Annotated in this window: 17 protein-coding genes; 11 read left to right on the forward strand and 6 right to left on the reverse strand. The window is 56.4% G+C overall.

Annotated features, from left to right (window positions below; all coding sequences use genetic code 11):
• Positions 1-45 precede the first annotated feature (45 nt).
• Entirely contained in the window at positions 46-1,320 is a 1,275-nt protein-coding gene (locus ACFQ14_RS15265; protein WP_377213613.1) for an acetylornithine deacetylase/succinyl-diaminopimelate desuccinylase family protein, read from the reverse strand.
• 401 nt (positions 1,321-1,721) lie between these two features.
• Here ACFQ14_RS15265 and ACFQ14_RS15270 point away from each other — a divergent pair, with 401 nt between their 5' ends.
• The 11 genes from ACFQ14_RS15270 to ACFQ14_RS15320 all read left to right on the forward strand — a co-directional run bounded on the left by ACFQ14_RS15270 (position 1,722) and on the right by ACFQ14_RS15320 (position 17,002).
• On the forward strand, positions 1,722-2,336 hold the full coding sequence (locus ACFQ14_RS15270; protein WP_377213614.1) for a L,D-transpeptidase: 615 nt from the start codon (positions 1,722-1,724) through the stop codon (positions 2,334-2,336).
• A gap of 205 nt (positions 2,337-2,541) precedes the next feature.
• Entirely contained in the window at positions 2,542-3,930 is a 1,389-nt protein-coding gene (locus tag ACFQ14_RS15275; protein WP_377213615.1) for an aminotransferase family protein, read from the forward strand.
• Between the two features lie 91 nt (positions 3,931-4,021).
• Positions 4,022-4,567, forward strand: coding sequence for a VOC family protein (locus ACFQ14_RS15280; protein WP_377213616.1), 546 nt, complete (start codon positions 4,022-4,024; stop codon positions 4,565-4,567).
• Positions 4,567-5,922 (forward strand): bifunctional 3-(3-hydroxy-phenyl)propionate/3-hydroxycinnamic acid hydroxylase MhpA, encoded by a 1,356-nt coding sequence (mhpA, locus tag ACFQ14_RS15285; protein ID WP_377213617.1) that lies wholly within the window; start codon positions 4,567-4,569, stop codon positions 5,920-5,922. Before ACFQ14_RS15280 ends, mhpA begins: the two co-directional genes overlap by 1 nt.
• Before the next feature lie 77 nt (positions 5,923-5,999).
• Positions 6,000-7,475, forward strand: coding sequence for a MocR-like pyridoxine biosynthesis transcription factor PdxR (gene pdxR / locus ACFQ14_RS15290; RefSeq protein ID WP_377213618.1), 1,476 nt, complete (start codon positions 6,000-6,002; stop codon positions 7,473-7,475).
• 103 nt (positions 7,476-7,578) lie between these two features.
• Entirely contained in the window at positions 7,579-9,084 is a 1,506-nt protein-coding gene (locus tag ACFQ14_RS15295; RefSeq protein ID WP_377213619.1) for a GH25 family lysozyme, read from the forward strand.
• A gap of 554 nt (positions 9,085-9,638) precedes the next feature.
• A complete protein-coding gene (gene xsc / locus ACFQ14_RS15300) occupies positions 9,639-11,408 on the forward strand; it encodes a sulfoacetaldehyde acetyltransferase (protein ID WP_377213620.1) in 1,770 nt (589 codons plus the stop codon).
• Positions 11,409-12,233 carry a sulfite exporter TauE/SafE family protein gene (locus tag ACFQ14_RS15305; protein ID WP_377213621.1) on the forward strand — a complete coding sequence of 275 codons (825 nt, stop codon included), beginning with the start codon at positions 11,409-11,411 and terminating at the stop codon, positions 12,231-12,233.
• Positions 12,234-12,253: 20 nt separating this feature from the next.
• Complete coding sequence (locus ACFQ14_RS15310) at positions 12,254-15,103, forward strand: molybdopterin oxidoreductase family protein (protein ID WP_377213622.1); 2,850 nt, start codon at positions 12,254-12,256, stop codon at positions 15,101-15,103.
• A gap of 169 nt (positions 15,104-15,272) precedes the next feature.
• The gene (locus ACFQ14_RS15315) at positions 15,273-16,061 is read left to right on the forward strand and encodes a 4Fe-4S dicluster domain-containing protein (protein ID WP_377213623.1); all 789 of its coding nucleotides are present in this window, start codon (positions 15,273-15,275) and stop codon (positions 16,059-16,061) included.
• Positions 16,061-17,002 (forward strand): dimethyl sulfoxide reductase anchor subunit family protein, encoded by a 942-nt coding sequence (locus ACFQ14_RS15320; protein WP_377213624.1) that lies wholly within the window; start codon positions 16,061-16,063, stop codon positions 17,000-17,002. The genes ACFQ14_RS15315 and ACFQ14_RS15320 overlap by 1 nt, the downstream gene beginning before the upstream one ends.
• A 3-nt stretch (positions 17,003-17,005) precedes the next feature.
• Here the strand turns inward: ACFQ14_RS15320 and ACFQ14_RS15325 are convergent, their stop codons facing one another.
• The 5 genes from ACFQ14_RS15325 to ACFQ14_RS15345 form a co-directional block, all read right to left on the reverse strand.
• Complete coding sequence (locus ACFQ14_RS15325) at positions 17,006-18,385, reverse strand: cupin domain-containing protein (protein ID WP_377213625.1); 1,380 nt, start codon at positions 18,383-18,385, stop codon at positions 17,006-17,008.
• A gap of 96 nt (positions 18,386-18,481) precedes the next feature.
• Positions 18,482-19,444: a lipid A biosynthesis lauroyl acyltransferase gene (locus tag ACFQ14_RS15330; protein WP_377213626.1), complete on the reverse strand. Its 963-nt coding sequence runs from the start codon at positions 19,442-19,444 to the stop codon at positions 18,482-18,484.
• Between the two features lie 10 nt (positions 19,445-19,454).
• A complete protein-coding gene (locus tag ACFQ14_RS15335; protein ID WP_377213627.1) occupies positions 19,455-20,483 on the reverse strand; it encodes a zinc-binding dehydrogenase in 1,029 nt (342 codons plus the stop codon).
• Positions 20,484-20,517: 34 nt separating this feature from the next.
• Complete coding sequence (locus ACFQ14_RS15340; protein ID WP_377213628.1) at positions 20,518-21,804, reverse strand: beta-ketoacyl-ACP synthase; 1,287 nt, start codon at positions 21,802-21,804, stop codon at positions 20,518-20,520.
• Positions 21,805-21,807: 3 nt separating this feature from the next.
• On the reverse strand, positions 21,808-23,022 hold the full coding sequence (locus ACFQ14_RS15345) for a beta-ketoacyl-ACP synthase (protein WP_377213629.1): 1,215 nt from the start codon (positions 23,020-23,022) through the stop codon (positions 21,808-21,810).
• Between the last annotated feature and the right edge of the window lie 31 nt (positions 23,023-23,053).

A 23,053-nucleotide genomic window follows, 5' to 3' on the forward strand; every position in this document is an offset into this window, starting at 1 on the left:
TGTTTTATTAGCTTCCGGCAGGGAAAGCCAATCGTCAAGCGTGGCTCATAAAGAAAGCGGGTGTAGAAGCGCGTGTGTGGCATGGGCCATGACCTTTGCGCTCTCTATCATGTCGTCGATGACGATGAATTCATCGGCCATGTGGGCAAGATCCAAGATGCCTGGCCCGTAGGCGATGCAGTCGTGCAGATGGCCGATGCGGGCAATGTGTTTTTGATCGTAAGTGCCGGGGGAAATGACGTAATCCGGTTCACGCTCCATGACGGAACGGATGCCATCGCTTACGGCTTGCACTACGGGCGCGTCGCGGTCGGTCATAGTGGGTAACACTTCCATTATGTCGCGAATGGCATAGCTGAAATTCTCGCGGTCCTTGCGCAACCCTTCCAGCAAATCGATTACCTCGCTTTTGACGGTGGCGATGTCTTCTTCGATCAAAAAACGACGATCAATGATCATTCTGCAAGAATCAGGAACGTTTGCGCTGGGCAGCCCGTCAAAGCCCTCGTTCTCGCCGCCGTGGACCGAGTTTATATTGAGCGTCGATTGTTTGGCACCTTCCGGCACGACTGGCATGTCCGTGCGTTTTGAGGCCAGCAAGGGATATAGGTCTTCTTCCATTTTGGTAACGACAGAACCCATATGGCGCACCGCGCAGTCGCCGAGAAACGGCATAGAGCCGTGGGCGTGCGTGCCGAATGTTTCGATTTCTGCCCACCATACACCGCGATGACCAAGGCAAACGCGGTCCTTGTTGAGTGGTTCGGGTATGATGACGTGGTCAACGCGGGGTTTTGAAAACAAACCTTTCGAGGCCAAATAGGCAACGCCGCCAAAGCCGCCGGATTCCTCATCCACCGTACCAGAAATTTCTATTGCGCCATCAAAGTTTGAATTTGCTTCGATATAGGCTTCCACGGCGATGATGGATGCGGCAAGCCCGCCCTTCATGTCGCATGTTCCACGGCCATAGATGCGGCCGTCGCGTATCTCTCCTCCAAACGGATCGAACGTCCATCCAGAGCCTGCTTCAACGACATCTATATGCGAATTGAAGTGGATGGTGGGGCCGGGGCGTTTGCCTTCAAGGCGGGCCACCACGTTGGTGCGCGGATAGCGGTCGCTGTCGCCGGGCGTTTCCTCTCCACGCATCAACTGCACATGGAAGCCACGGGCTTTCAATCGGCGCGCGATGTATTCCGCGCAGGGTGTGTAAGCATCACCAGGTGGATTGATGGTCGGGATGCGCACCAGATCAACGGTCAATGAGACCAGATCACTGCGTTTTGAATCAATGCGGCGATTGACGGCTTCCAGCATTTTTCCCCTGCCTGCGGTTGAGATTTGCCCTGTTTAAAAGCGTGTCATGGGCGGAAGAGTTTTTCCACGCTATTCTTTCTCACGGAAAAGTCATTGCGTCACTGTCCCAAAATGGGGCAGCATGAAGGCGGTCAAGTTGGCCTTGTGCCTCATAGGTGCAACTCGACTAAAGCGGTTGGTAGTGCGTCAGACGGTTTTGCGTCCGGTTTTGAGTGTGAATTTTCACACAGTAAGGCGGCCTTTGTTTAGGCTACGTTCACCACATCGAGGAATTGGCGGGGATCGTTCAGATGTCCTCAAGGAATGAAGCCTTTATTGGCTTCGTGAGCGCGACGGTTTGGGGACACTCCAGAAGTTGCATTTATTAACGGGGCAAGTTGCTTTTCCAACTGGAGGGAAAAATGAAAAAAATTGTCGTTCTCATGGCGTTTGTCATGAGCCTTTTCACCGTATCGGCCTTTGCTGATCAGGGTGCGAAACAAACGGTACCGAGTGTATCCAAAGGCTACGTCAAAAAAGATAAAGCCTACTGGACGCGCGTTTGGTACAAAAACAATGGTTACAAAAAGCGCAATGGCCGCTGGGTCAAAGCTGGCGTGAAGAGCCGCTCCAAACGGAGCACTCGCAAGCGTATTTCGAAGAACTCCTATCGCCCATCACGCAGCTCTGGCATCGTTGCTCGCGTCGATCTGTCTAAGCAGCGCATGTACGTCTATGACCGTGGCGTTCTGCGCCACACTTGGAAAGTCTCGACAGGCCGCAAGGGTTACGGCACGCCAACGGGCACGTGGAAAATCCACCGGATGCACAAAGAGTACTACTCCAAGAAGTACGACAATGCTCCAATGCCTTATGCAATGTTCTACTACCGCGGTTTCGCCATTCACGGCACAGGGTCGATCAGCCGCCTTGGCCGTCCGGCTTCCCACGGTTGCGTTCGCTTGCACCCAAAGAATGCAGCAAAGCTGTTCTCTATGGTTCGTCGCAAAGGTGGTACGGTTAAAGTTACTTGGTAAGACTTTATCCTAAGTCATCTAAAAAATGGCCTGCTCGGAAACGAGCGGGCCATTTTTTTGCGCAGTTGGCGTTCAGGTGTCTCGGTTGGCTGGACCTGCGCAAAGGCGGCAACTGGCACCTTTGGCCTGCTGTTCAACACGCCCGCTTTCTGATGATATGATAGTTCACCAAGTCGCCATTCATGGCCCATCGGGAGCTTGCGTTATGAACCTACACGTCCCTGAAAATGACATCACCGCCATCGTTGAAGCTGATAAAGCCAATGTCTGGCATCACCTGACCAATCATAAGAAGTTCGACGCTGTTGATCCTTTGATGATCATCGAGGGCAAGGGCATGCGGGTTTGGAACCAGGCGGGCCGTGAGCACCTCGATTGCGTTTCCGGCGGTGTGTGGACTGTCAATGTTGGCTATGGCCGCGAGAGCATCGCCAACGCGGTGCGCGACCAATTGGTGAAGATGAACTATTTCGCTGGTGCCATGGGCACGGTTCCCGGCGCGCAGTTTGCTGAAAAGCTGATTTCCAAGATGCCGGGCATGAGCCGCGTTTATTACGCAAACTCAGGCTCCGAGGCCAACGAGAAGGCCTACAAGCTCGTTCGTCAGTTGGCCCACAAGAAGTATGGCGGCAAGAAGCACAAAATCCTGTTCCGCGAGCGCGACTACCACGGGACGACGATCACGGCGCTTTCGTCTGGCGGACACACGGAGCGCAACGCGCAATATGGGCCGTTCACACCGGGTTTTGTGCCCGTGCCGCATTGCCTTGAATACCGCTCCCAGTGGGGCGAAGTTGAGGATTATGGCGTCCGCGCGGCCAATGCGATTGAAGAAGTGATCCTGCGCGAGGGTGCGGACACGGTTGGCGGCCTCATTCTGGAGCCGATCACGGCTGGGGGCGGGGTGATCGTTCCGCCAAAGGGCTATTGGGATCGGGTGCAAGAAATCTGCAAGAAATACGATGTGCTGCTCATCATCGATGAAGTGGTCTGCGGCATGGGCCGCACGGGCACCTGGTTTGGCTACCAGCACTACGGCATTGAGCCGGACATGGTTACCATGGCGAAGGGCGTTGCCTCTGGTTATGCCGCCATTTCCTGCCTCGTGACGACGGAGGCCGTCTACAACGAGTTCAAGGGCGATATGGACGACCCTATGAGCTATTTCCGCGATATTTCCACCTTTGGCGGTTGCACGTCTGGCCCCGCTGCGGCGCTGGAAAATATGCGCATTCTTGAAGACGAGAACCTGTTGGAAAATACCACGGCTATGGGCGATTATCTGATGGGCCGCTTGGAGGAACTGAAGGGCAAGCACGAAATCGTCGGCGATGTGCGCGGTAAGGGCTTGTTCTGCGGTATGGAGCTTGTGGCTGATCGTGACACCCGTGAAGCGGCACCGGAATCGATGGTTCAGGCCGTGGTTGCGGATTGCTTCGCCCACAATGCGGTCGTGATCGGCGCAACGAACCGCTCGTTCCCCGGCTTCAACAACACGTTGTGCTTCTCACCAGCGCTGATTTGCACCAAGTCTGACCTTGATGAAATGGTCGAAGCGTTGGATGGAGCGTTGACCCGCGTAACGGCTGCTTGATCAAACGGTTGGGAGCGAATTATTTCCCTTTCGCTCCCAAATCTGCCGCTATAGCTTTTGCCTGACAGGATGAATTGTTGGGAGCGAGTTAATGGGGCAAGCAAAGCTGGCAAGGATGCAGCATTTCGCGGTCGAGGTGAGCGATACTGACCGCGCGATTTCGTTTTACCGCGAATGTTTGGGCTTTAAGCTCACCGAACGCCACGCTGCGGGTGAGGTTGAGGCAATCCCTGTTGAACTCACTTTCATGCGCCTTGGCGATGTGCACCATGAATTGGTGCTGGTTCACAACCCTGCCAAAACCTACCGCGAAAAACCAACCCGGCCGGAAGACGATCTTGATGGATTTCCGATGTTCCACCATTTCGCTTTCGAGTGTGACAGCCGTGACGATTGGGAAGCTATGCTGGAAAAGGTGAAAGCGTATGGTGCGCCCATCGTGCGCGGTCCGGTTTTGCACTCTCACGCTGATCCGCGCGGTGATGGTTCATGGGGTGAAAACGAGGCCTTTTACCTGCTTGATCCAGATGGCCACCGCATCGAGATTTTCTGCAATTTGGCAACTATTGACCCGGACGGCATACATCGCAACGGCGAGGGGGTGCGGATGGAAGGCACCGTGACGGAAGAGCTTTGATGGAAACACAGGTAGCTATCGTCGGTTGCGGCCCAATTGGTGCTCTATTGGGCAACCTCTTAGGTCGCCGTGGTATCTCTACCGTTATCTTGGAGAAACAGGTCAAGCCCTACAATTTGCCACGCGCCATCCATTTCGATGGTGAGGCGATGCGGGTATTTCAGGCAGCAGACTTAACTGACGAAATCTTGCCATCCACGATGGTCGGTAAGGGCATGCTGTTTAAGACCATGGACGGTGACCTTTTGATTGACTGGTCACGAGCCCAGGAGATCGGCCCGATGGGCTGGTATGAAAGCTACCGTGTGCACCAACCGGGTTTGGAAGCGGCCTTACTTGAGGGGCTTGACCGTTTCGACCACGTGCGACTGGTTCGCGGCGCGTCCGTGACCTCGATTGAGCAGGATGAGACGGGTGCCTTGGTTCGCTTCGGCAAAGACCAATCAGTGAGGGCGCAATATGTAATTGGTGCGGATGGTGCGAACTCCTTGGTGCGCCGTGAAATGGGCGTCGAACTCGATGCTCTCGGCTTTGAGGAGCGCTGGCTGGTTGTCGATCTGATGCTCAAAGTCCCCCGCGACGATCTTGGCGACTACTCCATCCAGTTTTGTGATCCGCACAATCCGGCCACCTATGTGCGCGGGGTGGGCGATCGTCGACGATGGGAGATGCGACTGAAGGATGGTGATCCGGAAGAGCCGAGCGATCTACTCGTCTGGCACAAGCTGCGGCGCTGGATTAATCCCAAGGAAGCGACGCTGGAGCGCAAGGCCGTTTATACCTTCCGTTCGATTGTTGCGAAGGAATGGCGGCGGGGGCGCTTGTTGCTGGCGGGAGATGCTGCCCACCAAATGCCGCCTTTTATGGGACAGGGCATGTGTGCAGGAATTCGTGACTGCGCCAATCTTGTTTGGAAGTTGGAGCGGGTGCTGGAAACGGGCGACGATACTCTTCTTGATACCTATGGCAGCGAACGCGAGGCAAATGTTCGACAGTTTATTGAATTGTCGGTGCGGTTGGGACGTTTAATCAATCAATCTGCAACGGGAGAAGTGCCTAAAGGGTCGATGAAATCCATCTGGCCCAGCCTCGGCCCCGGCTTGGGCGAGCGCGATGGTATTGGCGGTGAACTGGCTCCGCAATTGCGCAACTCGGATGGGGCCTTGGCAGATGATGCCGCAGAGGGTGGGTTTTGGGTGCTGGCCCGTGAGCCAATGGACGCCTCTGTGCCAGTGGTTTTGGGTGACTGGGAAAAATTGGATGAAGCAAAAGTAAAGGCCGCGCTTATCAGGCCGGACGGGTATGCGCTTGGCCCTGTGGCCAGCGCCGACGATGTGGCAAGTTTGCTTAACTGAGTGACACGTATTCCTCTTGGGTCCAGATGGAAGTCATTGTATAAGTCCAGTTGAGGGCAGCTTCATCTGGGCAATTCATGCGAGATTTTCTGATCAATCTGGAACGTGACGGGGCCAAAAGCCTGCAAGCGCAACTGCGGGAAGTTTTGGTCTCTGCTATTCTTTCCGGCCATGTGGAGCCCGGCGAGAAGCTGCCATCCACACGTCATCTTTCGCAACAACTCGGCATTTCGCGCAATACGGCGGTCATGGTCTATCAGGGGCTGACGGACGATGGCTATCTGCGTACGTCAGAGCGCTCCGGGTATTTCGTCAATGAGACGGTGCTTGAGATGGGCATGTATCAGGCGGCTAAAGCGTCCGGGGTGACGGTGCCTGATGATGCTGTCGAGCCGATCGATTGGAGTGAAAAGCTGGTCAAGCGCCCCAGCCGTCAATCCAACATCAAGAAGCCGCGCGATTGGCGTTCGATGCCGTATCCGTTCATCTATGGGCAGCCTGATCAGTCGCTGTTTCCCATCACTGATTGGCGTGACTGCGTTTACAAGGCGATGGGGAAGAAGTGGCTCGATGAATGGAGTCAGGATACGATGGACAATGACGACCCGATGCTGGTCGATCAGATCCGCAACCGCATCCTGCCGCGCCGTGGGATATTCGTGGGCGAAGACCAAATCCTCGTCACACTTGGCGCACAGCAGGCGCTTTATCTCGCGGCAAGTCTGCTCATAGGCCCGCAGACGCGGGTGGTGGTGGAAGAGCCTGGCTATGCAGATGCACGGAATATTTTCGCACTTCGAACCGACAACATCGCTTCCATTCCTGTGAGCCGCACCGGCCTGCCCATTGATGAGCGGTTGGCAGGGGCGGATGTTGTCTACACCACTCCCAGCCATCAACTCCCCACCACGGTGACCATGCCAACCGAACAGCGCAAGCAACTGCTGGCGGAGGCGCAGGCACGCGATTTCATCGTAATTGAAGACGATTATGAGCTGGAGACGAACTATGTCGGCAAGCCACTGCCCGCATTGAAATCGCTCGATAGGGCAGGGCGGGTGCTTTATGTCGGATCATTTTCCAAAACGCTATTCCCCGGCTTGCGGCTGGGGTTTGTGGTTGCGTCGCCTGATTTGATCAGTGAAATGCGGGCGTTGCGCAGGCTTATGGTTCGCCATCCGCCAACGAACAATCAGCGTTCGACAGCGTTCTTCCTCTCGCTCGGTTATTACGATGTGTTCGTGCGCCGCCTGCACCGAGCTTACAAAGAGCGCTGGACTCAGATGGGGCAGGCGTTGGCAGACTTTTTGCCGCAGGCTGACGCGGTGCGGGGTATGGGCGGTTCATCCTATTGGGTATCAATGGATGGGAGAGTTGATACTGACCTTTTAGCAAAAAAGGCATTGGAATCAGGTATTTTCATAGAACCGGGCAGCGTATATTTCCAAGGGCAAGATCGTCGCGATGCGTTTCGTCTGGGTTTTTCATCAATTGATTCCAAGATGATCGCTCCTGGAATAGAAAAACTAGCGGCCATCGCAAAAGTGACATAGTCTGCGCTCAGGCATCCCGAGACTTTGCGGTGGGGGTATGGTTAAGACTTATTAACCATTGGGAATGTATTTTTACGGAATTCTGTTTTCTGGAGCAGTTTGAATGACCCTTATGCCACTCGCGTCCGGCTTCGCCGCACGGCCGTTGCAACTGCTTGCCGTTTCCTTGGCCGCTATGTTGGTTTGGCTGCTGCCTGCTCATGCTAAAAAGCATGCGTGGAGCCCGTGGCACTCGAAGAATACATCTATCATTATTGATGCATATGCCTACACCCCGATTGACTGGGGAAAGCTGCGTGACAACAAACGCTTGGTTGGCTTTATCAACAAGGCATCTGATGGTTTGGTCGATCCGTGGCGGTGTAAGGGAAGTGAGCTACAACAAAACTACTGCAAGGTTCGCTGGCGCCGTTATAAGGCGGAGCATGAACTGTTTTTGACACGTCGCGCCTTGGCAAAAGCGCTCGGCTTGAAGTGGGGTTCTTATCACCTTGCTCGCCCCGGCAATCCTGTCGGACAAGCGCTGCATTACATTCAGTATGCAGATCCACAGCCGGATGATCTTATTGCGCTTGATATTGAGCACAACGACCCGAAGAAGTGGATGTCGCTGAAGGATTCAGAGATTTTTGCTCGCACGATCAAGCGTAAACTTGGCCGATATCCGATGCTGTACACCAATCATGATACGGCCAAATACATTGCCCGCAACCGTGATAAGTATCCGCTCCTGTCGAAGCTCAATCTCTGGTATGCCCGCTATAAGGACCGTATACCGGGCGTGTTCCCACTCGGGCATTGGCCGCAATACACGATCTGGCAATTCTCATCGATCCACAATTGCACCAAGCGGCGTTGTTTGTACCGGGTGAAGGGCACCGACAGAACTGTTGATGTAAACGTGGCACCTTATTCGGTTGCGACCGCACGCAAGCTATGGCCTTTCGACGACTGGACTGCGATTGACCGTCCGCTGAAAAAGAACAAGCCCGATCTTTTGGTTGCAAAAGTTGAGCCTGCAAAGCCGTCTCCCTCCAAAACCACACCAAAGGCGCGTCCCAGCGTGCCTGTTGCCATTGCGCAACCTGGGGCTGCGATAGTAGCTCGAGCGTATGCGCCTGTGCCTGCGAAGTCTTCAGCCGAGGCCGCGATTGGTAATCTGTTGGCACCGAAGGCTCTTGTCGAAGCTGATAGTGACGAGGTCGCAATCGTTGTTCCGAAACAAATCGAGGACAAGTCCGGCAAGTTGGTCGCCAGACTTGTTGATCGCGCTATCGAAAAAACCGCTGGTTTAGCTGTTCCGAAGCCAAACCCCATTGCCAGAGGTAATGATGTTGCTATCGGCGCAATCGAAAAGCAGCTGACCGAGATTGAAACTGTTGAGACTGCGGCTGTGATCACATTGCCGGATCGCGTGATGGAAGAGCTGGTGGACACGCCCGCTGCAGAGATACCTGCCGTTGCACCAGCGAAAAACACGAGCGCCGCTCCTGTCACGACAGTTGTTTGGCGTTCGCTGGATTCAGCCCCCCGCTATAAAGCACAGTCCAAACCGGTGGCTGATTGGCGCACGTCTGATCAGGTTCGTGACGCGGTGCGCGCTCGATAATTTCTACAGGTTGCGCTTCAACCATTAATCGTCGTGAAAACCCCAGCGCATGCGCAATTGGCAGGTTTTCAAGGCACAAGATCCGGATTTTGTAGGAACGCGGAAGGGCAGTGCTTCCTGGTCCCGATCGCAATATCCACTGCCTGCAACGAAGCGTTGAAAAAGATGTGGAGCCTTGTGGCTCATGACCACGGCACCGCGCTGCCGGACAAACCGTTTAGCCCCCGAACAAGTGAAGTTTTTTGTGCTGGGTCGCGCTTCGGCCGTGCTGCCTGAACTCGGCACGATCGCTGAGGCCAACAGCAGGCTGCCGCCTGTAAGCGCTGCTAGAGTGAGTGAGCGTATCATTGGTTGTTCCCCGAACTCGTATTTCGTGGCTATGACACTTGCCCAACAATGCGGCAGCAGAATGCCTGAACAGTGTTTTACAACCCTGCTGGTGCAACTGCTATCAGCCATCTGGACCCATGAACATTGTGACGGTATTGCTAAACTCTATAACCACTATGATTGGGACTTAAAGTCTCATTTTTTGCATCGAAAAGGGAACCCGCATGACCAAAATGACCACCGAGGAGGCTTTCGTCAAAGTGCTCCAAATGCACGGTATCGAGCACGCTTTCGGCATTATCGGTTCGGCCATGATGCCAATTTCGGACTTGTTTCCGCAGGCTGGGATCAAGTTTTGGGACTGCGCCCACGAGTGCAATGCTGGCATGATGGCGGACGGTTATACCCGTTCCACCGGTAAAATGAGCATGATGGTCGCGCAGAATGGACCCGGTATCACCAACTTTGTGACCCCTGTGAAAACCGCTTATTGGAACCACACTCCGCTGCTGCTGGTGACGCCGCAGGCCGCCAACAAGACAATCGGGCAGGGTGGTTTTCAAGAAATCGAACAGATGAAACTGTTTGAAGATATGGTGTGCTACCAGGAAGAAGTGCGCGATCCCTCCCGTGTTGCCGAGGTGCTGAACCGCGTGATCATGAACGCCAAGCGCCGCTCCGGGCCGGCGCAGATCAACCTGCCACGCGATTACTGGACGCAAGTGATCGACATCGAGCTTCCGCAGATTGTTGAATTCTCGCCTTCCGCAGGCGGCGAAGAAGGTTTGGACCGTGCAGCGGAACTGCTTTCGAACGCGAAATTCCCGGTTATCCTAAACGGCGCGGGTGTGGTGTTGGCTGACGGGATTGAGGCCTCCGCGAAACTCGCTGAAAAGCTCTCCGCGCCGGTTTGCTGCAACTATCAGCACAACGACGCTTTCCCCGGCTCGCATCCGCTTTCCGTTGGACCACTGGGCTATAATGGCTCCAAAGCCGCGATGGAATTGGTCGCCAAGGCCGACGTGGTGCTGGCTTTGGGCACGCGCCTGAACCCGTTTTCCACGTTGCCGGGTTACGGCATCGACTATTGGCCGAAGGATGCGAAGCTCATTCAGGTTGACATAAATGCAGACCGTATCGGCCTGACCAAACCGGTCACAGTCGGCATTCAGGGCGACGCCAAACTTGTGGCGGAGCGTCTTTTGGAGAAAGTGTCCGACAACCGCTCAAAAGACCGCGAGGCGCTGGTTTCGCAGACGAAGTCCGCATGGCTTCAGGCGCTGTCTTCGATGGACCACGAAGACGATGATCCGGGCACGGATTGGAACGAGCGCGCCCGCGTGGCCAAGCCGAATTGGATGAGCCCGCGCATGGCATGGCGTGCCATTCAGTCTGCACTGCCGAAAGAAGCGATCATTTCCTCCGATATCGGCAACAATTGTGCGATAGGCAACGCCTATCCGACCTTTGATGAGGGCCGCAAATACCTCGCCCCCGGCTTGTTCGGCCCTTGCGGCTACGGTTTCCCGGCGATCACAGGTGCGAAAATCGGCAACCGCGATGTGCCGGTTGTCGGTTTTGCCGGTGACGGTGCTTTCGGCATCTCGATGAATGAGATGACCGCAATTGGCCGTGGCGACTGGCCACCGATCACGATGGTTGTTTTCCGCAACTACCAGTGGGGCGCGGAAAAGCGCAACACGACGCTTTGGTATGAAGACAATTTTGTCGGCACGGAATTGGACCAAGACGTCAGCTACGCAGCTATCGCCAAGGCGTGCGGCATGGAAGGTGTTCAGGTTTCCACGATGGACGAACTGACCGCAGCCTTGGACAAGGCGGTTGAGGCGCAGATGAAAGAGGGCAAGACGACCTTCATCGAAGCGCTGCTGAACCAGGAATTGGGTGAGCCTTTCCGCCGCGATGCCATGAAGAAGCCGGTGCCGGTTGCCGGAATCGACCCGAACGACATGCGTCCGCAGAAAGTCGCCTAATTGGCTGAACCGGCCAGCGCCTTTCCGCTGTATCAAGCGGTGCAGTCGCTGGCCGCCGCCACTGAGCTTTCACCTTGGACACTGGCCGCTGCGGTCGGGGTTGTGTTCGTGGCCGGGATGGTTCGGGGCTTTTCGGGCTTTGCGCTTTCCGCACTGGTGATGGCCTCCTTGGCGCTGGTCATACCGCCGGTGGAGCTGATCGCGGTATGTTGGGTGCTGGAACTGTCGGCAAGTGTGTTGATGATTGGGCCCGGCTTGGTGAAAGGCGACAGCATTTTGGCGCAAGCCAGTTTGCCCATCGTTTTCGGGCTGATGATCGGCGGGCTGGTTGGGCAACCGGCGGGCCTTTGGTTCACAACGGTTGTGGCAGCCGATGTATCGAAGGCTGCGGCCTTGTCTGTCATTATTGTGCTGGCCGTTTTGCAATTGCTGAAGGTGCGTTCGCAATTTTTGGCAACCAAGCCGGGCCTGTGGTTTTCCGGAGCTATGGCAGGGGTTGCGACGGGTCTTGCCAGCGTCGGTGGCATGGTTGTCGCGCTTTACGTGCTGTCGCAAGGGCAGGGCGCGCGCAACATGCGGGCATCGCTTGTGACATACTTGTTTGCGAACTCGTTTTTCGGTCTTGCTCTGCTATTGTGGTTTGGGATGATGGACGGGCAGGCGCTGACGCGGGGGCTTGTGTTGACCTTGCCCTGCCTGATCGGGGTTGTGATTGGCAAAATGCTGTTCACGCCACGCCTTGAACCATACTACAAACCCTTCTGCCTGCTGTTGCTGATGGGTTTGGCAAGCGCAGGCCTGATGCGGCTGGTGTTGGGTGCGTGAAACAATTTGGGAGCCGGAATATGAAGCATGATGTGAAGCTGAATGAGAAGCTTGGCGAGAAGAAGCAGACCACATGCTACATGTGCGCCTGCCGCTGCGGCATCAACGTCTATCTGAAGCCCGGTGCGCACGGCGAAAAGACCGTGCGTTACATCGAGGGCAACCGCGACCACCCGATCAACAAGGGTGTGCTTTGCGCCAAGGGGTCTGCTGGGATCATGCAGCACTATTCGCCTGCGCGGCTCAACGCGCCGATGAAGCGGGTGGGGCCGCGCGGTTCCGGCAAGTTTGAAGAAATTTCGTGGGAAGAGGCGCTGACGATTGCCAAAGACTGGCTGGAGCCGCTCAAGCAAGACCCGCGCAAGTTGGCCTTCTTCACGGGCCGCGACCAGTCGCAGTCCCTGACATCCTGGTGGGCGCAGCAGTTCGGCACGCCGAATTACGCTGCCCACGGCGGATTTTGTTCGGTGAACATGGCGGCAGCCGGTATCTACACAATCGGAGGCGCGTTCTGGGAATTCGGTGCGCCGGATTGGGAGCGCACCAAGCTGTTTTTGATGTTTGGCGTAGCGGAAGACCACGATTCCAATCCGTTGAAGATCGGCCTTGGGAAATTGAAAAAGAACGGCGGTCGGTTTGTTTCCGTCAATCCCGTTCGAACAGGTTATTCGGCCATTGCCGACAATTGGCTGGGCGTGAAGCCCGGCACTGACGGTTTGCTCATCCTGTCCGTCATCCACGAATTGCTGCGAATGCAGAAGATTGATCTGGACTACCTGCGCCGCTATTCCAACGCGCCTTGGTTGGTGATCGACAATCCGGGTGGTGCCGATCACGGCCTGTTTGCTCGCGATAAAGACGGCAAGGAACTGGTCTGGGATGCTGCGAAGAAGAAAGCTGTTCCGCACGACACGAAGGGTGTGAAGCCTGCCATGGCGGGGACATTTGCGCCGAAAAAAGGCCAAAAGGCCAAGACCGCGCTGACGCTGATGATTGAGGAATATTCCGACGCCAAATACGCGCCAGAAGCGGTGGCTGACGAGACGGGCATCGCAGCCGAGACGATCCGCGGCTTGGCGAAGGAAATTGCCGATGTCGCCTTCGAGCAGGAAATCGTGATCGAGCAGGAATGGGTGGATATGAAAGGCGAGAAGCACGACCGCTTCATCGGCCGTCCGGTTTCCATGCACGCCATGCGCGGAATCTCGGCTCATTCCAATGGTTTCCAGACCTGTCGCGCCATCCACGTTTTGCAGGTGCTGATCGGTTCCATCGATTGCCCCGGTGGGCATCGCTACAAGCCGTCTTACCCGAAGCCTTACACGGCGCATCCCAAGCCTCACGGTTTTGCCGCTGACAAGGCGAAGTCGGGGCCCATCCCCGGGCCGCATCTGGGCTATCCGCATGGGCCGGAAGATCTGTTGCTGGACGATGACGGCTCGCCCGTGCGCATCGACAAGGCGTTCACTTGGGACGCGCCGCTCTCTGCCCACGGCATGATGCACATGGTCATCGCCAACGCCCATGCGGGCGATCCTTACAAGATCGACATGCTGTTCATGTATATGGCGAACATGGCGTGGAACTCATCGATGAACACGCGCGGCGTGATCGACATGCTGACCGACAAGGACGAGAACGGCGAATATGTGATCCCGCGTCTCATCTATTCCGATGCATATTCGTCGGAAATGGTGGCTTACTCCGACCTCATCCTGCCCGATACGACCTATCTGGAACGTCACGACTGTATCTCGTTGCTGGACCGCCCGATTTCTGAGCCGGAAGCGGTGTGCGATTCCATCCGCTGGCCTGTGGTGGAACCGGAGCGCGATGTGCGCGGATTTCAGTCCGTTTTGCTCGATCTCGGCGCGCGGCTTGGGCTTAACGGCATGACGAACGAAGACGGAAGCGCGAAATATGCCGATTATGCCGACTACATGGTCAACCACGAGCGCAAGCCCGGCATTGGCCCGCTGGCCGGTTGGCGCGGCAAGAAGGGCGATAAGGCGGGGCGGGGCGAGCCAAACCCGAACCAGCTTGAGGAGTACAAGAAGAACGGGTCGTTCTTCATGCATCACATTCCCGAGGAGGCACGGTTCTTCAAACACGCCAACAGGGCTTATCAGGATTTTGCTGTCGATATGGGTTTCTTCGATGCGCCCCAGCCGGTGACGTTCCAGCTTTATTCTGAAGTTCTGCAGAAGTTCCGTCTCGCTGGCGAAGGCCACGGCGAGCACCAGCCGCCGGAACGTCTGCGCGAACGGGTGGTGGAGACGTTCTCGCCGCTGCCGATCTGGTATGCCCCGTTTGAAGGCGCTGGTTTGGGCGACCGCACAGACAAAGAGTTTCCCTATCATGCGCTAACGCAGCGCCCGATGGCGATGTATCACTCGTGGGGGTCGCAGAACGCCTGGTTGCGCCAGATCCACACGACCAACCCGCTGTATATTCCCTCCGATCTGGCCCGCGCCAAGGGCCTAGAAGAGGGGGACTGGGCATGGGTGACGTCATGGCATGGCAAGATCAAGGTTCAGGTCGCGCCCATGGATGCGGTCAACGGCTCTACCATGTGGACGTGGAACGCCATCGGCAAACGCCGGGGCGCCTGGGCGCTCGATAAAGATGCGCCGGAAGCCACCAAGGGCTTCCTGCTCAACCACCTTATTTCCGAGCTGCTGCCACCGAAAGGCGACGGGCACCGCTGGGCAAACTCCGACCCGATAACCGGGCAGGCGGCCTGGTATGACCTGCGGGTGAACATCGAGAAGGCAGATGCTGGCGAAGAAGTAAGCCTGCCGAAGGTTGAAGGACAACCGGAGCAAAAAACGCCGGATGAACTTCGCTACGGATTGGAGTGGACGAAATGATGAGAATTCTAGCAGTCGCAACCTCTTCCTTGAGGGGAGGTCGGAGAGCGAAGCGATCCGGGTGGGGGACGGAATGCCCATCTCATTCTCGAAACCTTGCTGTTTTTTCCTTTGCCCCCACCCCAATCGGCTGCGCCTCTTGGGCCTCCCCTCAAGGGGGAGGCAAAGCATGACCCTGCTTCCCGCTTCAACTGACAAGAAACTTGGTCTCGTTATCGACCTTGATACCTGCGTTGGCTGTCACGCTTGCGTTGTGTCGTGCAAAGAGTGGAACACGAGCGGCTACGGTGCGCCGTTATCGGATCAGGATCCGTATGGCGCGAACCCGTCCGGCGCGTGGCTGAACCGCATTCACTCGTTTGAGGTGAAACCCGACGCGGACGTGATCGGCATTGCGGGCGAAGCGCGGGTCGTTCATTTCCCGAAATCCTGCCTGCATTGCGAAGATGCGCCTTGCGTGACCGTTTGCCCAACAGGCGCATCTTACAAGCGCAGCGAAGACGGCATTGTGCTTGTGGACGAAGACATGTGCATCGGCTGCGGCCTGTGCGCGTGGGCCTGTGCCTATGGCGCGCGCGAAATGGACCTTGCCGAAGGCGTGATGAAGAAATGCACGCTGTGCGTTGACCGCATCTACAACGAAGAACTTGAAGAGATCGACCGCCAACCGGCCTGTGTCCGCACATGCCCGGCCGGTGCTCGCCATTTCGGCGATTTGGCTGATCCTGAATCGGAAGTTTCGAAACTGGTCGCCGAACGCGGCGGGTTTGATCTGATGCCGGAACAAGGCAACAAGCCGGTCAACAAATACCTGCCGCCGCGCGAGCGCACTGATTTGGGCGCGAACACAGCGCCCATTGCCATCGATGACGGGGGTATTTCCGCCGATGGCCTGCTGGGCTGGATTGACAAGGCGCTGACCGCGCTCGATGGCAAAAAGTCGAAGGGGGCGCGCTAATGCATCCGGCACTTTCCGTTATTTTCTTCACAACGATTTCAGGCGCAGGCTACGGCTTGGCGTTTCTGCTGGCGCTGGGTTTGGGTGATCCATCTGCAACGTCGACAAAGCTTGCCTGGTTCGTGGCGCTGGCGATGATCGCGCTCGGGCTTGCATTCTCGACGCTTCATCTTGGCAATCCGCAGAGGGCATGGCGTGCCTTTTCCCAGTGGCGTTCCAGCTGGCTATCGCGCGAAGGCTGTATGGCGATCATCACATTCGTGCCGCTGGTTGCTCTGGCGGCGATGAGCCTGTTTGGTGACTCGTATTCGCTGATCCTGGGCCTGATAGCGGCTGCTTGTTGTGCGTTCACCGTGTATTGCACGGCTATGATCTACGCCTCGCTGCGCACGGTGGCGACGTGGCACACGCCTTTGACCGCTGCCTGTTATCTGGCATTTTCCTTGTCGCTGGGGCTGTTGATTTATCTCGGATTTTTCACGGGCACCAGCGGCGGAAACAGTGGTTTGACGCTGGCTGCTATCATCGCGTTGTTTTGCGCCTGGGCGGTTAAATACTTCTGGGCTCGCCGTGCTGGTGATATCGGCTATGGCGAATCCACAATGGAAAGCGCCACCGGGCTTGGCCACATCGGCAAGGTGAAACTGCTGGAGCGGCCCCATTCCATGGGCAATTATCTGACTAATGAAATGGGCTTTCGCATCGCACGCAAGCACAATGAAATGCTGTGGAAAATCACAGTGTTGATCGGTCTGTTTTTGCCTGCCGTCTTGCTGGCATTCGCTCTTGCTCTGCCTGGTGCGAGCGTGGTGTTCGCAGCTCTTGCCGCCCAGTGCCACCTCGCAGGCGTGTTTGTTGAGCGTTGGTTGTTTTTCGCCAACGCCAAGCACGCAGTTGGCCTTTACTACGGTGGCGAAGACGGTTTGGCGCCTGCTGAATAGGCATTAGGCCAGCTTCAGCTTCGCTTTTGGCAAATCAACCGTGCGGATATGATCGCTCGTGTTGAGGAAGTCGCCATGCCGCATTTCCAAAACGATCAGCTGTTTGGTTCCTGTATTGTGAAGGCCGTGCAGCGCTTGTTTTGGAACGGTGATCGCCTTGCCGGGCTTCAAATCGTGCCAAATGCCATCAATGCATGCCCGGCCTGTGCCCTGCGCGACTGTCCAGTTTTCGGTTCTGTGGTTGTGAAAATGCTCTGGCATAGTCTGTTGCGGCTCAATCACGATACGCACTACCTCAAAAGACAAATTTCGCTCCACGCGCTCAATCCTACCCCAAGGCATGCTTTGCGCGATATGGGTGTGGAGTTGCGCCATGTTGGTGCTCTTCAAGGCTTCCGTCGCTCGTTGGGCGGCGCGGGAAGATTTTTTGGGTCGGACCAGAGCCGCGTCCTGAGAGGCAATGATTTCGAGGTCTTCGCAGTCTTGTAAAACAAAAAGTCGGTTGCCCATTTCCACGACGCGGGTGTTGTCGCGTTTAATGATTTGTTCGTGGGGTGGCGTGGCGATGCCGAGGTCCATAGGGCGCAGATAGAGATGGTCTGTTGTGCGTGGCAGGGCATCGTCCAGCGACGTTTCCGGCAGTGCCGACCAGACGTTGATTTGCGGCCAGATCACGCCGTGCGCCTGCGGACTTGCTTCTAGCGCCATTGCGCAGGCATCGACAATCGTGCGGTCAGCTATGGCTAGAGCCTGCAACGCGATGCGCGGCGTGGTGTAGATGACCCCATTGCGTTCCAACGTTTTGAGATGATCAGGAACCCTAAAACCCGTGGCCTCAAAGAGATGATTGGTGCCCTTTTTTGCCCCGACCTGCAGATCAAGCGGCATGTCAAAGCCATTTCCTCGCAGCGGTTGTACGCCAATGATCATTCGATTTCTGGCCAAGCGGGCGTCTCGCATCTGGCCTGTTAGGTGGTCGAAGCCTTGTTCGTTCACTGGCGGGCGATGCGCTTCGATCACTGTCATTAGTGCGGTTCTGTCGTATCTGGCCGCAAACAGAGATGCGATTGCGAGAGATGCCATATCGCCACGCCAAACCGGCTCAACAATCAGGTGGGGCGGGCGCTCGAAGTCAAGTTCCTCCATCTGTTCGCGTGCGGTTGAGAGATTTGCTGCGTTCACGGTGACCACGGGCCGTGCAGCGAGCGACAGCTTTCGGACACGATTGAGCGCCGTTTGAAAGCTACTGAGGCCGGTTTCGCTGCGCACAAACTGCACTGGCATGTGGGTGCGTGAAAGCGGCCACAGGTGGAGATTGGGTGATGAGGCCAACACCACGCCGAGAGGGCGGGCGAGTGGATTGGAGTTTGGTATCTGGGTCATGCTTAAACCGAAACGAGTGGCGTGTTGCGGTCACCTAAGCAGAGAAATATTACCAAGGGTTGTATAAATAGAAAATGCAACCACATTTTCGACCGTTCAGCGACGCCATTTGGCGGCTTCTTCGCCTTTGATCTTCCATCGGTCGTGCAACCAGAGCCATTGCGCAGGGTTTTCGCGAACCCACCCCTCGATGACATTGTTGATCATTTTCGTTGTGCCGATGATGTCCAGCGAACCATCCTCTCGTTTGGGTGGGTCGATCGGGTTTTGCAACTCGATGCGGAAACGCCCCTGGGGCAAGCGCACGCAGCGGGCGGGATAAATGTCGCAATCGTATTGGCGTGCAAGTTTTGCCGCGATTGGGTTTGCGGTCGCCTTGCGCCCAAGAAATTCGATGTGTGGCCCGCGCGTGAAGGCTTGGTCGGCGAGAAGACCAACGGCATCGCCGCGCTCTAAGACATCGGCCAGCGCCCATGCTGCACCAGCGCGGGAGGGGACTAGATAACCTTTGGCGGTTTGGCGGGCTTTCAACACACGCTTGGCGAGGTAAGGGTTGTTTGGCGGACGGAAGAGGGCGGTTACGGACAGATCGTAGGTGGATGCGGCGACGGGCAGAATTTCCCAATTCCCCGTGTGGGCCGTGAAAATGATCACAGGTTTGCCGCCTTCGCGCACTTTCAGAAAGTTTTCGAGACCGGCGATTTCGACACGTCCTTTGTCAGGATTGTCATGGTCGTAGTCGAACAGATCGTCGAGAAATACGTACTCTGCCATTGTGCGGGCGACATAGCCCCACATCTCTTTCGTCAGTGCGGCGATTTCTTCGGGGGATTTTTCTGGAAAGGCGGCAGCCATATTTTCACGCGCCATGCGCGTGCGCGGTAAAATTGGCGCAAGCAGCCGTCCGGCCCGTTCGGCCATGTCCGTTGACTTTTCAGGTGGCAGTTTTTTCACCAGATGGATGAACAGGCCAACCAGTTTAGCAACCGTCCAGTCCCACGCTGATTTCAGCTTCAGCGCGATGCGCTCAACGGCAGGATTGCGGATAAGGCGGGCCATAAGATTCGGCTCACGCCATCCGCATGATGATTTTGCCAAAGACCTTCCGGCTTTCCATGCGCTCCAGCGCCGTGCTCAAATCGCCAAACTCAACTTCGGTGTCGATGACGGGATGGACGATGCCACTTGCAAATTTATCCATCGATGAAATCATATTTGCCTTGTTGCAACCAAAAGAGCCGATGATGCGGTATTGGCGTTGAAACAGCATCATGAGGTTGGTTTCGGCCGATACGCCGCTCGTCGAACCACACGTTACGAGACGGCCACCACGCTTCATGCACAGCATGGAACCGGCCCAAGTGTCTTTTCCTACATGCTCGAAAACAACATCGACACCTTGTTTTTTCGTCAACTTCCGCACTTTGCCTTCAAAGCGATCTTCTCGGTAGTTGATAACGTGGTCGGCGCCGAGCTCTCTGCAAGGCTCAATCTTTTCATCGCTGCCAACGGTGGCGATGACGGTGCAGCCAACTTTTTTGGCAAGCTGAATGGCTGCTGTCCCAATGCCGGAACCTCCAGCATGGATTAGAACAGTTTCTCCTGATTGCAGCAGCGCATTGTCGAACAACATGTGCTCTGACGTGCCGAATGTAATGGGTGCAAGCGCCGCGCCCACTTCATCGCAGCCGGGTGGGGCGGGGACGAGTTGGCGGGCGGGCAGGTTGACCAATTCACTGGCAAAGCCATCGAGGTGAAAGCCGTGAACGCCGGCAACGTGGTCGCAATGGTTGTCGCGCCCCGCGCGACAGTCTGCACAAGTTCCGCAAACGCGGGCACCGAAGATCGAGACCAACTGACCGGGAACGAAATCGCTCACCCCTTCACCAAGGCTTACGACTTCAGCGGAGGCTTCCGCGCCCACCGTGAGCGGTAATTTGCGTTGAGCAAACGCCATGCCGCGCCAGCCCCAAACGTCGAGATGGTTGAGTGCCACAACTTTGATGCGCACTTGCACTTCGCCGGTCGCGGGCGGCGGCGGAGCGTCCACCTCGGTGATGGCGACTTCACGGTCGGAAATTAGCTGCAACGCGCGCATGGTAAGCTCGGAACTTGTGGAAGAACGCCGCCTTTTAGCCGATACCGTCGGCAAAAACCAGACAGGCGTTTTGTCCGCCGAAGCCGAAGGAATTCGACAGCACCGTGCGCACTTTTTGCGCCCTTGCTTTTTCTGGCACCACGTCCAGCGGGATGTCTGGATCAGGGGTGTCGTAGTTGATTGTTGGCGGCACAACGCCGTTGCGTAGTGTCAAAACCGAGAACACAGCCTCGATGGCTCCAGCTGCGGTTAGCGTGTGTCCGATCATGCTCTTGTTGGATGAAACGGGAATTTGGTGAATTCGATCACCGAAGACTTCGTGCAGCGAATTGTATTCCATGCGGTCGTTTTCAGGTGTCGATGTGCCGTGGGCGTTTACATAATCGATGTCGTCGATTCCCAGTCCTGCGTCTTCCAGCGAGCAACGCATTGCGGCGATCACGGGTGCGCCATCTGGCGAAGACCGGGTGCGGTGGAAGTGGTCGGCTTTCTCGCCTGCGCCCTTCACGACCGCCAAGACTTCGGCACCACGCTTTTCTGCGCTAGCGAGGCTTTCCAGAACCAACGCTCCTGCGCCTTCGGCCATGACGAAACCGTCGCGGTCTTTCGAGAAGGGCTTGGCGGCTTTTATAGGATTGTCGTTTTGGGTGGAAAGGGCAGACAGCAAAGAGAACCGGATAAGCGCTTCGATCGTCACGGAACCGTCTGTCCCGATGCAAAGTGCGGCATCGGTTTCTCCGCGTCGTATGGCTTCCACGCCAAGCTGAATAGCTGTTGCACCAGATGCACAAGCCGTGGAAAGCGAAATCGGCAAACCGCGCGTGCCAAATTCCTCGCTTAACAAATCTGCGGTGCGGTTGAACTGGATAAGCTGATGCAGATCGTGGTGGGGTCTCGCACGTGCCGCTTCCAGCATGCGTGGATAGCCCTGCTGGTCGGAGTTGATCTCCCCATCCACTGACATCTTGTGTTGCCATTCCATTTCAACAGGCGGGGCTGCGAGGAAGAGCGGTCCGGGGAATTCGCCATTGCCAAGACCGGCTTCACCCAAGGCCTCGCTGCCGGCCGATTGGGCCAGTGCGAATGACAAGGCCGGCGCTGACATGGGGGTGTCGAGCTCCATGAAGTCGACTGTTCCCGCGATTTTGGTGCGCAGATCGTCGGTCTTGAAGCGGTTGATTGCATGGATGCCGGATATGCCCGAGGTGAGCTTTTTCCAGTTTTCTTCCTTGCCCTTGCCAAGTGAGGAGACAACGCCGACGCCCGTAACAACCACAACAGGGCGGCCAAGATGGTCAGCGTGATTTTTGGAATCGGACATGATTTATGCGCCCTTCTTGCTTGAGCCGACGGGGCGCAAAAGCCCCATACCTTCGCCGCGCCAATGGCCGAACGTTGTGACGAGAACTGAGGAAGGCGATGACTCTGATGGCTGCTCAGCCGCTTCTAAAGGATCGATAAAGTCGCCTTTGTGAACGGCAAGGGCAGCAAGTGCGATGCCAAGGGGAAACTGTGCTTCGATTGAGGTGCCGACGACCGAGCCGTAAGCGCGGGCAGGGGCGTTTGGCATGGCGGCGCTCAAAAACGTTTTTTCTTCTTTAGTGATGCCTTCAATGCCTGATGCGCCTGACAGTACGACTGTGCCGTCGTCTGTTGGGAGGCAGTGGAGGGCTTTGGTCATCCGTTTTGTCGCTGCGTGATCTGCTCTCGACCCGTGATCGGCAACAACGCCTGCAATTTCTGCATAAGCGCGCGCGCCGCGTTCTCTCGCATGAGCGGCGGATTCCAATATGAGAAAAGAGCCAACGGATGCCAGAACCATGCCGGAGGCATCTCCCTCGCGCGACCAGATTGGCTTGGGTGCGCCTTGGGCAAGATATTGGCCAAGTTCGAATACCAACATCATGTCTTCGCGCTCACCGTTGAAAGCGCCGCCGACCAGCATGATGTCGCTTTGGCCCGACGCGATACGGGCGTGGGCGGTTTGAATGGCTGAAATGCCTGCACCTTCCTCGCCCATGAATGTGCGCGATGAGCCGGTGACCTTGTGCACGATGGAAATGTTGCCCGCCAAAAGGTTGGACAATTGCGCAAGGAAGAGGGTGGGGCGTAGATCGTTGCCCAAGCGTTCAGCGATCAAATTGTCTACATCGGTCTTGCCGCGCACGTCTTCCAGCACGCTGGCATCCACTTCCGCGTCGCGCTCTCCACCACCAGCGGCAACGATCATATCCATCCGGCCGCAAAGCTCTTCATTGTCCTTGACGCCAGCATCATCGAGCGCAAGGCCGGCGGCGTAGGTGCCGATGCGCTGCCACGGTTCCATCTGGCGCATATCACGGCGCGAAATCTGGCCGGACCAATCGACTTCGCCAAGCGCGTGGACTGAGTAGGGAGCGAATGTTTGGGTGTCGAGGTTTGCGGGCTTGCCGCTTTTCAAACCATCGAAATGCGCGTCCGGGCCTTCGCCAAGTGCAGAAAGCAGGCCCAGGCCTGTTATAACAACGGCATTGTCGTCAGCGTCATCTAGAACGGTCATCGGTTTCTCAAATCACTCAAAAAGGGCGAGG

This window comes from Pseudahrensia aquimaris (assembly GCF_042676045.1).
Taxonomy (GTDB): domain Bacteria; phylum Pseudomonadota; class Alphaproteobacteria; order Rhizobiales; family Rhizobiaceae; genus Pseudahrensia; species Pseudahrensia aquimaris.